Genomic DNA, 15,693 nt, shown 5'->3' with positions numbered 1-15,693 from the left:
TTCAGTTCGCGGCGGGGGCGGCAGGAGCGGCAGGATTGGCGGGCTGCTCAAGCTTGCCGACGACCTGTGCGCCGGGCCGGATCCGCATCAGGCCGTTGACCACGACGAGATCGTCCGGCTTGAGGCCGGAGGTGATGACGCGCTGGCCGTCGAACTGCCGGCCGAGCGTGACATAGGTGATCTTCGGCGCCTGCGGCGCGTCGCCGGGCTGCATGACGTAGACGAACTTGCGGGTCTGCTCGGTGCCGATGGCGACATCAGGCACCAGGAGCGCGTCGTGCGGCGCCGACGAGGGCACCTCGATGCGCCCGAACATGCCGGGCGTGAAGGCCGCATCGGGATTCTTGAAGGTCGCGCGGCCACGGATGGTGCCGGTCTCGCGGCTGATCTGGTTGTCCACGAAGTCGAGCGTTCCCTCATGGGGGAAGCCCTTCTCGTTGATCAGGCCGACGCGCACGGGAATGGAGCCGGTCTGCCCCAGCGCCTTCGCCATCTGCTGGTAGCGCAGATAGGAGGCCTCGTCATAGGTGAACTCGAAATAGATCGGGTCCAGCGAGACCACGGTGGCGAGCAGCGTGTTGGTATTGGTGCCGCCGGCGCCGCCGGTGACGAGATTGCCCACCGACACCTTGCGGTCACCGATGCGGCCGGCGACCGGAGAACTCAGCTTGGTGAAGTCGAGGTCGAGAGCGGCGGCGTCGACGGCGGCCTGCGCGGCGGCCACGCTGGCGCGCGCCGAGCGCTCGCTCTGCAGGCGCTGGTCGAAGGTCTGCTTGGAGATGACCGTCGAGGTCTTGTCCTGGATCAGCGTCTGCGCGCGCTCAAGGTCGGACTGCGCGAAGTCGAGATCGGCCTGGCTGCGCGCCAGATTGGCCTTGGCCTGATCGAGCGCCACCTGGAACGGGCGCGGATCGATGGTGAAGAGGAGCTCGCCCTGCTTCACCAGTTCGCCGTCCTTGAAATCGATGGTCTGCAGGTAGCCCGAGACGCGGGCATAGATCTGAACTTCGTCGATGGCCTGGAACCGGCCGACATATTCGTCGAAATCGGTGATCGAGCGCGTGGTCGGCTTGGCAACGGTCACGCTCGGCGGCGGGGGGGCCTGCTGAGCCTGCTGCTGGGGTTCCGAACAACCGGCGAGAGTGAGGCCGGCGGCAACGGAAATGAGAAAGGCAGCGCGCGGCAACGGGATATACATGAACCGACTCCGAGATAGATACACTATCAGCCTGGATGCCCCATCCGAAGCTCGGCGCGCGATCCGACCCGCCCGGGCCACGCTCCATTCCTGCGACCTAGCACAACTTTGTTGCACCGCGTAAGCAATAAAATGGGAGCAAAACCGCCTCAGCCGCGACCGCGAACCAGCGCCTTCATACGTTTGGAGCCAATCAAAGCGAGACACAGCCCGCCATAGACCAGCGCTCCTGCTGCGATGCACAATGCCAGTTGGGCTTCGTTTCTCAGGGTCGAAAGCCCGGCAAACATTACCTCGCCGGCCCACGCGGCACCCAGCAGCGTCAAGGCGAGGACAACGACGATGGCCAGGAAGCGCGGCAGCATGCCGAGCAGCGCCGCATCGCCGCACCCGTAGCCGCGACGGTAGGCCAGCAGGATGAGCAGGCCGACGCCGATCCAGCCGCCAACCGAGGTGGCGAAGGCCAGCCCGACCTGCGCGAAATCGTGCATCAGCCAGAGCTTGAGCGCGATGTTGATGGCAGCGGCCGCCAGCGTCGCCACCACCGGGGTGCGGGTGTCGCCGCGCGCATAGAACGGCGCCATCAGCGCGCGCATCACCACGAAGGGCAGCAGGCCGACGCCATAGGCCGCGAGCGTCGCGCCGGCCGCCGCAGCGGCCTCCCCGGTGAAGGCGCCGCGCAGGAACAGGCCGCGCATGATGATTTCGGGGATCGTCAGCACCGCCGCGAGGAAAGGCAGCACCAGCAGGATGGTGAGTTCGATCGCCCGTGCCTGCGCGTGGCGGGCGCCCTCTTCGTCCTCCGCCGCGATGCGTCGCGACATTTCCGGTAGCAGCACGATGCCGGCGGCGATGCCGATCACGCCGATCGGCAACTGGTTGATGCGGTCGGCATAGAACAGCGCGGCGATCGCTCCCTGCGGCAGGAAGGAGGCGATGATGGTGTCGGCGAACAGGGCGAGCTGCACGCCGGCCGAACCGATGATGGCCGGGCCGAGCGCGATCAGGAATTTGCGCATTTCGGGGTCGAGGCGCGGACGGGCGAAGCGCAGACCCAGCCCATGGGTCTCGGCATCGAACACCAGCAGGCCGAGCTGGAGAAAGCCGGAAATCAGCACGCCCCAGGCCGCCGCGTCGCCGGCAGTGGGAAACAGCCCGGCAACGCTCAGCGTGCCGACCATGGCGACGTTCAGCAGGATCGACGCCGAGGCGGCGGCCCAGAACCGCTCATTGGCGTTCAGCACGCCGCCGACCAGCGTCACCAGGGCGATCAGCCCGAGATAGGGAAAGGTGATGCGGGTAAAGCCGAGGGTGAGTTCATAGCGCTCGGCATCGGCCGACAGGCCCGGCGCCAGCGTGCCGACCACCCAGCCGGTCGCCGCCAGCGCGAAGATCAGCAGCGCAGCCTGAACGATCACCACGCCGGTGAGAATCTCGCCGGCGAACAGCCCAGCCCGGGCGTCGCCCTCCTGCGTCTTCACCCGGGCATAGGCCGGGATGAAGGCGGTGTTGAACGCGCCTTCCGCGAAGATGGCGCGGAAATGGTTCGGCAGGCGGAACGCGATGTAGAACGCATCGGCCACCGGCCCCGCGCCCAGCACCGCCGCCATGACGATGTCACGCACGAAGCCGGTGAGGCGCGAGAGCAGCGTCCAGCCGCCGACCGAGAAGATGGAACGAATCATGGGGCGTCTGCCGAGCCTTAAGGGTGCCGGACCCTAGCCAAGCCCGCCCTTCCCCGCCAGCCGGTCGGGATAAGGAGACGTCCTCACGGAGTCGGCCATGGCGAGGTCGATTCCGAGCGACGGCAGCGGGAGTGCCGCGCCAATACCGTCATACGCGAACAGACGCCCCTCGTCGCCTTACCGACGAGAGGCTTCCCCGGCGCGTCTACTTGCCCAGCGCGCGGCGCACCGCGGCGATCACGCGATCCTGCGTCGGCTCGTCGAGATAGGCGTGCATCGGGAGGCTGATCACTTCGCCGGACAGGCGCTCGCACACCGGCAGGCCGTTGCCGGCCGAGGGGTAGTGCTTGTAGGCCGGCTGCTGGTGCATCGACAGGCGGTAATACACAGCGGTCGGCACGCCGTCCTTCTGCAGCGCCGCGCCGAGCCCGTCGCGCACGCCTTCCGGCAGCCGGATCGTGTACTGCGCCCAGACCGAGGTCGCGCGCGGATCGACCGCCGGCACGATGCACACGTCTTTCAGCGCCTCGCTGTAGCGTTCGGCGACCTTCTGGCGGGCCATGATCTCGTCGTCGAAGATCGAGAGCTTCTGCAGCAGGATCGCGGCCTGGATGGTGTCGAGCCGGCCGGTCATGCCGATGCGCACGTTCTGGTACTTGTCGACGCCCTGCCCGTGCTCACGCACGCTTTTCAGCACCGGCACCAGTTCGTCGTCATTGGTGAACACCGCACCGCCGTCGCCGAAGCAGCCGAGCGGCTTGGCCGGGAAGAAGCTGGTGGCGCTGGCGTCGCCGAACGAGCCGGTGCGCCGGCCGTTCCAGGTCGCGCCGAAGCCCTGCGCGGTGTCGCACAGCACCTTCAGCCCATGCGCCTCCGCGATGGCGTCGATGGCGTCCATGTCGGCCGGCTGGCCGAACAGGTCGACCGGCACCACGACGCGCGGGGTGAGCCCATTGCGCTTGGCCACCTCGATGGCGGCCTCCAAGCTGGCCGGGTCCATGTTGAACGTATCGGGCAGCACGTCGACGAAGACCGGCGTCGCGCCGACCCACGGCACCACCTCGGCGGTGGCGCAGAAGGTGAAGGCCGGGCAGAACACGGCGTCGCCGGGCTTCACGCCCCAGGCCATCAGGAGCATCGCCAGCGCATCCGTGCCGCTGGAGCAGGAAATGGCGTGCTTGGCACCCGCGAAAGCCGCGAGCTTCTCCTCAAGTTCCTGAACTTCGGGGCCGTTCACGAAGCGGCAATGGTTCAGCACACGCGTCACCGCGTCGTCGATGCGCGAGCCAAGCCGCGCGCGCTGCGAGGCAACGTCGATGAACGGGATCGGCGCGAGGTTCGCCGCGCTCTCGGTCTTCACATGGGAGTTCATGGTCTATCCTTGGCTCAGCCGGCGGCGCGGACGAGGGTCGGCGCGACGGCCGGCGCAGCCTCCGGACCTTCGAGGCAGCGAATGGCGGTGGCGATGCTGACGACGCCATCCTCGCCGCTGACGGCCGGCGGCTTCTCGCCCCGGATCGCCTGCAGGAAGTGGGTCAGTTCAACGCGGAGCGGCTCGGCATAGGCCACGGGCAAATGGCGCATGCTGTAGCTGCCATCGGGGCGGTAGTCGAAGCACTCGGTGACCTGACGGGTCAGAAGGTCGCCGATGACGTATTTATTGCGGGTCGCGACATGCACCGTGCGCGCCTTGAACGGCGTCAGCCAATTGGTGTTGATGTGCGCCAGCACGCCGTTGGCGGTGCGGAACTGCAGCAGCGCGATGTCCTCGCGCTCGGCCACCGCCGCCTTCACCTGCGGCTGCACCTCGGTGATGTGCGAGCCGGTGAAATGGCAGATCAGGTCGATGTCGTGCACTGCAAGGTCGATCACCACGCCGACATTGGACATGCGCGGGGGGAACGGCCCGACGCGGGTGATGCCGATGGACAGGATTTCCTCGCCCTTGATCGCCTTGCTGATGGCTTCGACCGCGGGGTTGAAGCGCTCGACATGGCCGACCATCAGCGCGACGCCGCGCGCGCGGGCCGCCGCGACGATGGCCTCGCCCTCGGCAACCGTCGGGGCGATCGGCTTCTCGACCAGCACATGCAGCCCGGCAGCGATAGCGGCGATGGCGATATCGTGGTGGAGATGAGTCGGCGCGGCGATCACCACCGCCTCGACGCCGAGCGCCAGCAATTCGTCCAGCGAACCGACCGCCGCGCAGCCGAGCATGCCGGCCGCCTTGTTGCGCTGCACCTCGTCGGGATCGCAGATCGCCACCAGTTCGGCGCCCGGAAGGTCGGTCAGCACGCGGGCATGATTGTACCCCATCACGCCGACACCGAGCACGCCGACACGGATTGCTGCCGGGGCCTGCTCGCTCGCGCTATTCGCCATTTGTCCGATCCTTCACGACTTTCAGTGGCCGGGGTCTAACATGCGCTCCCGGACGTGGCGAGGCGCAGTGATCCATTCGTCACCGGCGAGCCTTCAATAATTGATTCAGGATGTTACCACCGCCGGGGCGCGCCTCGACGCTCAGGGCGTGTCGGGCTCAGCCTCGGGCTCGCCCTCGTCTGCGGCCTCGGCGCCGCCGGCCGTCGCTGCGGTCGCGCCCACGAAGCTCTTGTAGACGAAGCCGCGCTTGCCATCGGCAATGACCTCGCACCACTGCGTGCACGCGATCAGTTCCACCTCATGGCCCGCCGGAATGTTGCCGATGGCGGCGGAGCCCTTCTTCGGCGCCGCACGCATGGTCACCGGACGGCGGATCGTGACGGTGCCGACAGGCTCGCCACCGAACGGCGCGCCGGGCTCGGAAGCCTCCGGCGTCGCCGGCGCGGCAGCGGCGCGTGCTGCCGGGGGCGGCGTGTCAGCGGCGGGCGTGGCCTCCGGATCGACGGCGGCGACCTGCTTGACGGGCGCGGGCGGCGGCAGCGGAGCCTGCTTGGGCAGGGTCACATGCGCCTCGGCGGCCGCAGAAGCTTCGGGGGCGGCGAAGGCACTCACCGAGGCGGGCAGCGCGGGAGCAAAGCCGCTCGTGGGTTCGGTACCGGGCGGGTCGGCGCTCAGAAGGGCGACGGGCGCTACCGGGGTGGCCCCGGCGGAAGGCGCGGCAACCGCCGTCGCAATGGCGAGAGAAGCGGTCTCCGCGGCCGTTTTCGCGACCGTGACAGGCGCGGGTTCCGGCGCGGGCATCGCCATGGGCAGGGCCTGTGCCGGGGCGACGCTGGCGATCGCGGCGTTGCCGATGGCTTCCGGCGCGACCGTGGCCTCGTCACGTCCGACGACGGATTGCAGCATCGACAGGCCACCACCCACCACGGCGATGAACACGGCGAGCACGCCGAGACGCTGCCATGTGATGACATCTTTGGACGCCGTTCGGCGGCGGCGGGCAGCGGGTTCGCCCTCACCGGTGGCGGCGGCGCCGAAGGCCCGGCGGCGCGGCGGATTTGCGGCGTCGGAGCTGGATGCCGGGTTCGGCGTGGACGGAGACGCCGGCTCGGACGTACGGCGCGCCGGGATCATGCCGTCGACCTGACCGAGGGCCGCGATCATGCCGCGGACTTCGGAGAACGGCTTGGGCGGCGCGCGCTCCGGCAGCACCGGCCGGCGGGGGGCGACGCGAATCGGGAGCGCCGTCTCGGCGGGCGCCGGTGGTTGAGCGGCGGATGCGGGAAGCTCGCCTGGCTGGGGGGCCGGGTCGGCCGGCGCCAGAGGTGCGGGCTCCGCGGAATCCTCACCGGGCGCGTAAGCCGCCGCCGGGGCGGCTTCATCGGCCGGCGAATCGTTGTCGGCCGATGCGGGGGCGGCCTCGGCCGCGCGCTGCTGCTCCAGCGCGCTCATGATGGCGCGGAAATCGCTGACGAGCGACGTCGAGAGCCCAGACCCACGCGGCTCCTGAGATGAGATCGACATGCTGCCGATCACCCTACCTGATGCAACGGCTGGGACTGGAAGCGCCCCGTCGTGCGGCAGACTGCCGGGAAAGAGCCAGTGCCGGAGCGGGCCAACGACCTGCGGCATGCTGCGATGCCCCTGCCAGTTTCCTCGGTCTCGCGGCGATCAGCACTTCGCATGCGGTACTTCCAACTTTCTGCGGCGGCCACCAGCGGCCGCTTCCTCGTGCGGGCATCCCCTGCATCACGTCATATTGCGGTACATTACCGGCACAGAACGCCTTGATGCAAGAAAGACACACGCCTTATTTTTCACCTTGCCCACCGATTGCGGCAACTCTGCGCCGCTTTCCACCATCCTCGGCCCCAGCATCACCCGGGCACCTTCGTCCGGCCCGCCCCGGCAGGCCGCCAGGCCTCACACCAGAACGGCCCGGCGCTCCTGCTCCTCGACATCGAAAATTTTCTTGTAGCGCTGGATCGCCTCGGGCGGCCCCATGGCCTTGGTCGGGTTGTCCGAGAGTTTCACAGTGGGCTGGCCATCGGCGGAAATCACCTTGCAGACGATGGAGATCGGGTCGAGCGCGCCGCCCGGCGCGAACCCCCGGAAATCGTTGGTGAGCAATGTTCCCCAGCCGAAGCCCATGCGCATGCGACCGTGGAAATGGCGGTAGATGCGCTCCACGTCGTCAATGTCGAGACCGTCGGAGAAGATGGCGAGTTTGGTGGTGGGGTCCTGCCCGCGTGCGCGCCACCAGGCGATCGCTTCCTCGCCGCCCTCGATCGGCTCCTTGCTGTCGATTCGGATGCCGGTCCAGCGCGCCACCCAGTCCGGCGCGTGCCGGAGAAAGCCGGTGGTGCCGAAGGTATCGGGCAAAATGACGCGGAGATTGCCTTCATAGTCCTGCTGCCAGTCGGCAAGGACGCGATAGGGCGACTGCGCCAGATCCTCGTCGCCCTTCGCCAGCGCGGCATAGACCATGGGCAACTCATGGGCATTGGTGCCGGTGGCCTCCACCTCGCGACGCAGCGCGATCAGGCAGTTCGAGGTGCCGAGAAAGCGCTCGCCGAGCCCTTCCATCATCGCCTGCACGCACCAGTCCTGCCACAGGAAGCCGTGGCGGCGGCGCGTGCCGAAATCCGCAACGCTCGCTCCGCCCAGCGCCCGCAGCCGCTCCACCTTGGCCCAGACCCGCGCCATGGCACGGGCATAGAGGATCTGGAGTTCGAACCGCCCCATGGTGCGCAGCACGGCACGCGAGCGCAGCTCGTTGATGATGGCGAGCGCGGGGACCTCCCACATGGTGGTCTCGATCCACGGCCCCTCGAAGGTAAGCTCATATTGGCCGTCACGCTTTTCGAGGTGATAGGCCGGGAAACGGAAGCCCTCCAGCCAGGCGATGAAGTCGGGCGAGAACATCTGACGCTTGCCGTAGAACATGTTGCCGCGCAGCCAGGTGGACTCGCCCCGCGTCAGCGACAGGCCGCGTACATGGTCGAGCTGCTCGCGCAGTTCCCCCTCGTCGACAAAATCGGCGATCCGCACATGAGAGGAGCGGTTGATGATGCCGAAGGTGACGCGGGTCTGGAAATGGCGGCGATAAATCGTCTGCGCCATCAACAGTTTATAAAAATCCGTGTCGAGCACGGAGCGCACGATCGGGTCGATCTTCCAGGTGTGGTTGTAGACGCGCGTGGCGATGTCGATCATGCGGGGAAACCTGACTGCTTCGCCCCCGTTCTAGCCGATCGTAACGCCGACGTCCCGGCCCGCGCGCCCGGCGGGCTCACTTGAGAATTGGTCCAGCCCCTCGATCAGTCCAGCACCTCGACATGCCCCTCGCCGGGCTTCTGCCGGGCGGGTGCCTTCATCAGCAGAAGCAGCAGCGCGGTGGGCAGCGTGATCAGCATCATGAACTTGAAGTCGTCGACATAAGCGATGACGGCCGATTGCCGGGTGATCTCGGCGTTCAGAGCGCCCAGCGTCCCCGGGCTGGCGATGTTCCAGAACTGGAAGGCGCCGCCGCTTTGCAGCATGCGGTTGAACGGCGTGACATATTCCGCCAGCGCGGCGTGCATGATCTGCGTGTTCTGCGACAGCAGGAACGAGGTGATCGAGACCCCGATCGCGCTGCCGACATTGCGCACGAGGCTGAACAGGGCGGTGCCGTCGGTGCGCAGTTCCGGTGCCAGCGTGGCGAAGGCGGTCACGGTCAGCGGGGTGAACACGAAGCCCAGCCCGGCGCCCTGCACGATGCTGTTCGACACCAGCTCGCGCGTGCTCACATCCGGCGTCCATCCGGTCATCTCGTAGAGGCTCCAGGCGATCAGCCCGAGGCCCAGCAGCATGATGAGGCGCGGCTCCACCCGCGAGATGATGCGGCCCGCCACCATCATCGCCATCATGGTGCCGAAACCGCGCGGCGCCATCAGCAAGCCCGCGGTCTGCACCGGGTAGCCGCCGAGATTCTGGAGGTAGGGCGCCAGCAGCGCGGAGGTCGCCAGCAGCACCATGCCGATGGCGAACATAATCACGAGCCCTGCCGCGAAATTGCGGTCCTTGAACAGGCGCGGGCTGAGGAATGGCTTCTCCGCCGTGATCATGTGCACGGTGAACAGATAGAGCCCGAGCGCGGCCAGCACGCCTTCCGCGATGATCTCGGTCGAGGAAAACCAGTCCTTCTGCTCGCCGCGGTCCAGCATCATCTGCAGCGCGCCGATGCCGAGCGCGAGTACGCCGAAGCCGGTCCAGTCGAAGCGCAGCGCGTCGTTGCGCTTGCTGTCCTTGAGGAACAGCACGAGGCCGGCCGTCGCCAGCACGCCGAAGGGCAGGTTCACGTAGAACACGAAGCGCCAATTATAAGCGTCGGTCAGCCAGCCGCCGAGCGTCGGGCCGAGGATCGGGCCGAGCATCACGCCCATGCCCCAGACCGCCATGGCCTGCCCGCGCTGCTCCTCGGGATAGAGGTCGAGCATGGTGGCCTGCGACAGCGGAACCAGCGCCGCGCCGAACACGCCCTGCGCGAGACGGAACAGCACCATCTGGGTCAGCGATTGCGCCACGCCGCACAGCATGGACGCGACGGTGAAGCCGACCAGGCTGACGATGAACACGCTCTTGCGCCCGAACCGGGCCGAGAGCCAGCCCACCGGGGCGGTCATGATCGCGGCGGCGACGATGTAGGAGGTCAGCACCCAGGTGATCTGGTCGGCCGTGGTCGCCAGCGAGCCCTGCATATAGGGCAGCGCGACATTGGCGATGGTGGCGTCGAGCGCCTGCATCAGCGTCGCCATCATGGCGCAGACGGTGACGAGGGTCCGGGTCAGGCCGGGACTTGTCGCGTCCGGTGCCGCCATGGCGGCGGGAGCGGTAGTGGCGTTCATCATCGAGCACTCCGCGGCCGAGCCGGCGGTCGCATGCCGTGGTGGGGTCGACGGACGAGAGGGTCCGGTTTCGGGTCGGTGCCCTCTCGTCCGCCGCGCTCCGGCCGCCCGCGGGGGGCGATGGGGCGGCCGGTAGCGATCAGAGAATGTCGGTCAGCTTGCGCGAATGGCCGGTGTCGATATCGACCACCACGCTCATGCCGGCGCGCAGCGGGGGATCGGTGTCGCGGCGCTCGACCAGCACGCGCACCGGCACGCGCTGGACGACCTTCACCCAGTTGCCGCTGGCGTTCTGCGCCGGGAGAATGGAGAACTCGGCCCCGCTCGCCGGGGCGATGCTGCCGACCGTGCCCTTCCAGTCATGGTCCGGGTAGGCGTCGACGGTGACGCTCACCGCGTCGCCCGGCTTCACATAGGTGAGGTCGGTCTCCTTCACATTGGCGTCGATCCACACCTTGTCGTCGGAGATCAGCCCCACCGCGCCCTGATTGGTCAGCGCCGCCGTGGTGGCGACCAGATAAAGGCCGGGCTGGAGGTTATCGACCTCGGTCACCGTGCCGGCGAACGGCGCGCGGATGGTCGTATGGTCGAGCTGGCGGCGGGCCTCGTCGAGGCTGGCCTTGGACTGAAGATAGAGCGGGTGGGTCTCGACATCGAAATCGGGATTGCCGCCGAGCTTGGCGAGTTGCACCGCCGCCTGCTGCTTCAGCGAGTCCAGCTTGGCCTTGTCGGCATCGAGCGTGAACCGGGCCTGATCATAGCTGGCGCGCGACAGGGCGGCTGGGTCCTTCACCAGCACATTGTAGCGCTCGATGGTAGCCTGGTCGTTGTTCAGCGTCGCCTCGGAGGCGGCGATGTCGCTCAGCATGCGCTGGTAGTCGAGCTTGCGGCCTTCGAGGTCGAGCTTCACCTCTTCGAGATTGGCCTGCGCGTTGCGCAGCGCGATCTCGTACTGGCGGGGATCGATCCGGAACAGCACGTCGCCGGCCTTGACCGTCTGGCCCTCATGGACATCGACCTCGGAAACGAGGCCGGAGACGTCGGTGGAGACCATCAGCTTGGCGGCGCGGATATAGGCGTCGTCGGTGGAGACATAGCGCCCGCCGCTCAGCCAGCCATAACCGGCGCCGAGGGCGACCAGCGCCACGCCGCCGAGCATCAGCGGCAGCCGCAGGCGACGGCGGCGCGAGACAGGGGACGCGGGCTTGTCGACGGCGGCGGGCAATTCGGGCGCGAGGCGCGACGCCTCGTCGGCAGCGGCTTCGGGCATGTCGGGCGGGTTCTTGGTGCGGTCGAGCATGATCGTTCTCTTCACGATGCCGCATCGAGGGGGAAGCGGCGCCCGCCCTCGACCAGGTTCGATTTCATCAGGCGCAGCGCGGCCTCCATGGCGGCCACCGTCTCGGGGGGAAGATTGTCCCCCAGCAGCTCCGCCATCATCTCGCGCCGCACCACGGCGATTTCCTTGAGGATCGGATCGGCCTCGGGCTTCAGGTGAAGCCGCCAGACCCGCCGGTCGTTGGCATCATGGCGCCGCTCGACGAAGCCCCGCGCCTGTAGCCGGTCGACGAGGCGCGCGACGGTGATCGGCTCCACCTCCACCAGCGCGGCAAGCTCGTTCTGGGTCATTCCCGGCTGGCGCTCCAGCTTGATGAGCAGCACCCACTGGGCACGCGTCATGTCGAACGCCCGCGCACGCTGATCGAAGCGGATCCGCATCAGGTGCGCCACTTCGTGCAGCAGGGTCAGAACGTCATCGGGAAAAGGCATAACGGCATCCTCTAACGCGACATATGATAAGCAACGTTATGATAACTTGCCATACCATAGGCCATGCATGTCGGGCATACCAGCAATGCGCAGGGCGAAACCGTCAGCAATATCGCGCGCGACGCACTAGTAGGATGGAGCGGGACACCTATGTCAGGCCACAACGCAACTTCCAGGATTTCAGACATGTCCACGACCCCTTCGCTGTTCGACAGCTATCGTCTCGGCGACCTCACCCTGTCGAACCGCATTGTCATGGCGCCGCTGACGCGCAACCGCGCCGTCGCCGGATTGGTGCCCAATCCGCTAGCCGTGAAATATTACCGCCAGCGCGCCAGCGCCGGCCTCATCGTCACCGAGGCCACCCAGGTCTCCGACACCGCGCAGGGCTATCAGGACACGCCCGGCGTCTATACCGACGCGCAGGTCGCCGGCTGGAAGCCGATCACCGAGGCGGTCCATGCCGCCGGCGGGCGCATCTTCGTCCAGCTCTGGCATGTGGGGCGCGTCTCGCACCGCTCGCTCCAGCCGGGCGGCGCCGCCCCCCTCGCCCCGTCAGCGATCCGGGCCGAGACCAAGACCTATGTGAATAACGGCTTCCACGATGTCGACGAGCCCCGCGCGCTGGAGCTTTCCGAGATTGCTGGCGTGGTCGACGACTTCCGCAAGGCGGCCGCCAAGGCGATCGAGGCCGGTTTCGACGGCGTGGAGATCCACGGCGCCAATGGCTATCTGATCGACCAGTTCCTGCGTGACGGCGCCAACAAGCGCACCGACGCCTATGGCGGCTCGATCGAGAACCGCACCCGCTTCCTCAAGGAGGTCACCGCCGCGATCATCGGCGAGATCGGCGCCGCGCGCACCGGCATCCGCCTCTCCCCGGTCACGCCGGCCAACGGCCTCTCGGACAGCAACCCGCAGGCGCTGTTCAACCATGTGCTCGACGTGCTGGAAGAGCTGAAGCCGGTCTATGTCCACATGATCGAGGGTGCCACCGGCGGCCCGCGCGACATTGCGCCGGACTTCGACTTCGAGGCGCTGCGCCGCCGCTACAGCGGCACCTGGATGGTCAATAACGGCTATGACCGTGCCATGGCGGACAAGGTGATTGCCGACGGCAAGGCCGACCTCGTAGCGTTCGGCAAGCTGTTCATCTCCAACCCGGACCTGGTGGCGCGCCTGACGCGCGGCGGCCCGTTCAACGAACTCGACCGCGATCGCCTCTATGGCGGCGGCGAGCAGGGCTACACCACCTATCCCACGCTGGACGCCGCCGCGGGCTGACCGGCGCCGGTTTATGCGACTGGCTCAGGGCGACTGCCGGAAATAGGGCAGTGTCCTGAGCCTGAGCAGCAGGATCGGGAAGGCCATCAGCGCCACGCCCCCGGCAATGGCGAAGCCGAGCGTCCACCCGTTCAGCAGCCCCTGAGCGCTGGCGGCGCGAAACATGCCGATGCCGACGGGATAGAACAGCAGCACCGCCGTGATGGCACCGGGCGAAAACCGCCCCTGCGCTGCGAAGATCGGCACGACGTGGAAGAAAGTGGCGTTGATCAGCATCAGCACCGCGAAGCTGAGCGGAATCACCGGCAGCAGATAGCTCAGATTGGCCTGCACCAGACCCACCACGATCACGGCGGCATTGGTCACGTAGAAATCCGGCCATTCGACGGGAAGGTTCAGCACCTCCCGCGCCCAGCCGCGCCAATCGAGCGAGAACTCCTCAAGAATATGAATGGCGTAGGCGGCGAGCGCGAGCCAGGCCCAGATCTCGACCGTCATGCCCCGAACGTCATGGCTCTACCCTCCGCGAAGGCGCATCGAGCCATGGCGGGCCGGCGGCGTCAATTCCGCCGGCGCCGCTATCGCGTCCCGTCAGGCCGCGATCGCCTCGGGCTGCTGCTGGCGCACGGTCACATCGACCGTCATACCGAGATAGTCGCCGACCAGGCCGGTAAAGCCGCCGGCCACCGGCACCGCCTGGCTCGGATCGCGCGTCACCGCAACGCGGATCAGATTGTCGGCGGCGATGGTGCCATTGGTCGGGTCGAACTCGATCCAGCCGGCGCCCGGCAGGTAGATGTCGGCCCAGGCATGGGTCGCGCCCGCGCCGATGGCCTGCGGCCCGTCGCCGTCCAGCGCCGGATCGTAGAGATAGCCGGTGACGAACCGCGCCCCGAAGCCGAGCGCGCGCGCCGCCTCGATCAGCAGCAGCGCGAAGTCGCGGCAGGAGCCGGTGCCGAGGCGCAGCGTCTCCAGCGGCGGCTGGGTGCCCTGCTCGTGGCGGACCTGATAGGCGAAGCCCTGATGGATGCCGTTATTGATGTCGGTCAGCAGCGCCATCGTGTCGGTCGGCCGGCCGGCGACGAACTGTTTGGCCCAAGCCTGAAGCTCGCCGGTCGGGTCGGGGTAATGACCGTCCAGCATGCGGCCAAGATCGGTGCGGTCGTCCGAGGAGTAGACGAACGGGTAGCTGGTCGCCGATTCCTCCAGCTCGAAAGACAGGGTGCCCATGCCGTAGCGCTCCAGCGTCAGCACGCTCTCGATGCGCAACTCGTTGGAGGGCTCCAGAAAATCCACGATGGCGACGGAATTGCCGAACACATCGTGCAGCCAGCGCGTCTTGCAGGGGGGCCAGATCACCAGTTCCGCGGCGACGAGGCGCAGATCATGGCTGTCGCGCGGGCGCAGCATCAGCCGGTGCGGCTGAAACTCGACCGGGTTGGCATAGTTGTAATGCGTGACGTGGCGAACATTGAGGGTTTGCATATTGTGCTTTCCGGCGGGGTTCGGCCCCGCCTGTAGTTGAGGTCGTCGAGTTGGGATGGTTGCCGATCAGCGACCCCGGTCGGCGCCGACGCGATCAGCGCGAGCACAGGCGGCCAAGGAGGAAGCCGGCAATGCCGATCGTCAGCAGGGCGTTAAAAGAATAGCGCCGCTCGCCCGTGACGGGTTCGGCCGTGAAAGGCTCCGCCATCGCATCGGCGGTCAGCGCGTCGGCGTCCGCGTTCGGGATGCGGGCCGCGCGGGCGCGGGTGTGTTTGCCCGCCGGGCTGATGCCGGCCTTATCCGCTGCTGAAAGGTCGATTCCGCGTGCACGCGTCGCCATGTCCCGCTCTCCTCGAGGTCACGATCCCGACCGGGTAACGCACGAGCGGGGGAATCGTTCACCGCGACGTCAGAGACGCCCGGACAGGAAGGCGAGCATCTCCACCGGGCCCTGCGCCTGGAACAGCTTCACATTGCGCCCGCCACACATGTCGCAGCGCAGGCGCGGCTTGCCATCCTCGCTCTCGGCGAGCAGCGCGTTGCTGGAACGGCCCACGACGGAGCGGCGGCCGCAGCGCAGGCAATGAGCGCAAAGCATCGATGAATTGTCGATGACGACGTATCCTTCGCAGGTAGCGCAAGAGTTGCGGCACGCGACGCGAGTGGAACTTTCCAGTGCCGAAAACACAAAGGCCCGCAGCAGAAAGTGCCGCGGGGCTTGATCGGTCAGTACCACCAGGAAATGGTGGGCGCACTAGGGCTCGAACCTAGGACCCGCTGATTAAGAGTCAGCTGCTCTACCAACTGAGCTATGCGCCCGACCGGGTTGCTTGGCGAAACATCGCCTCGGCAAGTGGCGGTCGTGTAGCAGAGGGATTCGGGCCTGTCCATACCCGCCCGCACCCTCCGTCATTTTCTTCACATTATTCCTGGAAGGCTTCCTCGCGTTTTTTACGGACGGATGGGAGCAGCACGACGATGAGGGCGAGTGCGGCGAGAG

General features: G+C 67.4%; 14 protein-coding genes and 1 tRNA gene. 1 reads left to right on the top strand and 14 read right to left on the bottom strand.

Going from position 1 to position 15,693, the window contains the following annotated elements:
- Position 1 precedes the first annotated feature (1 nt).
- The 9 genes from MKI84_RS00075 to MKI84_RS00035 all read right to left on the bottom strand — a co-directional run bounded on the left by MKI84_RS00075 (position 2) and on the right by MKI84_RS00035 (position 11,924).
- A complete protein-coding gene (locus MKI84_RS00075; RefSeq protein WP_241615941.1) occupies positions 2-1,198 on the bottom strand; it encodes an efflux RND transporter periplasmic adaptor subunit in 1,197 nt (398 codons plus the stop codon).
- A gap of 149 nt (positions 1,199-1,347) precedes the next feature.
- Positions 1,348-2,883 carry a murein biosynthesis integral membrane protein MurJ gene (murJ, locus tag MKI84_RS00070; protein ID WP_241615940.1) on the bottom strand — a complete coding sequence of 512 codons (1,536 nt, stop codon included), beginning with the start codon at positions 2,881-2,883 and terminating at the stop codon, positions 1,348-1,350.
- 205 nt (positions 2,884-3,088) lie between these two features.
- Complete coding sequence (locus tag MKI84_RS00065; RefSeq protein WP_241615939.1) at positions 3,089-4,255, bottom strand: DegT/DnrJ/EryC1/StrS family aminotransferase; 1,167 nt, start codon at positions 4,253-4,255, stop codon at positions 3,089-3,091.
- 14 nt (positions 4,256-4,269) lie between these two features.
- Positions 4,270-5,265 (bottom strand): Gfo/Idh/MocA family protein, encoded by a 996-nt coding sequence (locus MKI84_RS00060; RefSeq protein WP_241615938.1) that lies wholly within the window; start codon positions 5,263-5,265, stop codon positions 4,270-4,272.
- Positions 5,266-5,406: 141 nt separating this feature from the next.
- On the bottom strand, positions 5,407-6,789 hold the full coding sequence (locus MKI84_RS20595) for an SH3 domain-containing protein (protein ID WP_281063176.1): 1,383 nt from the start codon (positions 6,787-6,789) through the stop codon (positions 5,407-5,409).
- A 399-nt stretch (positions 6,790-7,188) separates the two neighbouring features.
- The gene (gene pncB, locus MKI84_RS00050; RefSeq protein ID WP_241615937.1) at positions 7,189-8,481 is read right to left on the bottom strand and encodes a nicotinate phosphoribosyltransferase; all 1,293 of its coding nucleotides are present in this window, start codon (positions 8,479-8,481) and stop codon (positions 7,189-7,191) included.
- Between the two features lie 104 nt (positions 8,482-8,585).
- Complete coding sequence (locus tag MKI84_RS00045) at positions 8,586-10,157, bottom strand: DHA2 family efflux MFS transporter permease subunit (protein WP_425353775.1); 1,572 nt, start codon at positions 10,155-10,157, stop codon at positions 8,586-8,588.
- A 136-nt stretch (positions 10,158-10,293) separates the two neighbouring features.
- A complete protein-coding gene (locus MKI84_RS00040) occupies positions 10,294-11,454 on the bottom strand; it encodes an HlyD family secretion protein (protein ID WP_241615936.1) in 1,161 nt (386 codons plus the stop codon).
- Between the two features lie 11 nt (positions 11,455-11,465).
- Complete coding sequence (locus tag MKI84_RS00035; RefSeq protein ID WP_241615935.1) at positions 11,466-11,924, bottom strand: MarR family winged helix-turn-helix transcriptional regulator; 459 nt, start codon at positions 11,922-11,924, stop codon at positions 11,466-11,468.
- 186 nt (positions 11,925-12,110) lie between these two features.
- On the opposite strand from MKI84_RS00035, the gene MKI84_RS00030 reads away from it, so the two are divergent.
- The gene (locus tag MKI84_RS00030; protein ID WP_241615934.1) at positions 12,111-13,208 is read left to right on the top strand and encodes an alkene reductase; all 1,098 of its coding nucleotides are present in this window, start codon (positions 12,111-12,113) and stop codon (positions 13,206-13,208) included.
- Between the two features lie 24 nt (positions 13,209-13,232).
- Here the strand turns inward: MKI84_RS00030 and MKI84_RS00025 are convergent, their stop codons facing one another.
- The 5 genes from MKI84_RS00025 to MKI84_RS00005 form a co-directional block, all read right to left on the bottom strand.
- Positions 13,233-13,706 (bottom strand): HXXEE domain-containing protein, encoded by a 474-nt coding sequence (locus MKI84_RS00025; protein WP_241615933.1) that lies wholly within the window; start codon positions 13,704-13,706, stop codon positions 13,233-13,235.
- A 93-nt stretch (positions 13,707-13,799) separates the two neighbouring features.
- A complete protein-coding gene (locus MKI84_RS00020) occupies positions 13,800-14,693 on the bottom strand; it encodes a transglutaminase family protein (RefSeq protein WP_241615932.1) in 894 nt (297 codons plus the stop codon).
- Between the two features lie 94 nt (positions 14,694-14,787).
- Positions 14,788-15,033 carry a hypothetical protein gene (locus MKI84_RS00015; RefSeq protein ID WP_241615931.1) on the bottom strand — a complete coding sequence of 82 codons (246 nt, stop codon included), beginning with the start codon at positions 15,031-15,033 and terminating at the stop codon, positions 14,788-14,790.
- 69 nt (positions 15,034-15,102) lie between these two features.
- Positions 15,103-15,291 carry a hypothetical protein gene (locus MKI84_RS00010; protein ID WP_241615930.1) on the bottom strand — a complete coding sequence of 63 codons (189 nt, stop codon included), beginning with the start codon at positions 15,289-15,291 and terminating at the stop codon, positions 15,103-15,105.
- 145 nt (positions 15,292-15,436) lie between these two features.
- Positions 15,437-15,512, bottom strand: a tRNA-Lys gene (locus MKI84_RS00005).
- Positions 15,513-15,693 lie beyond the last annotated feature (181 nt).

It is taken from the genome of Ancylobacter gelatini, assembly GCF_022601675.1.
GTDB lineage: Bacteria > Pseudomonadota > Alphaproteobacteria > Rhizobiales > Xanthobacteraceae > Ancylobacter > Ancylobacter gelatini.
This window is presented reverse-complemented; position numbering and strand designations above follow the sequence as displayed.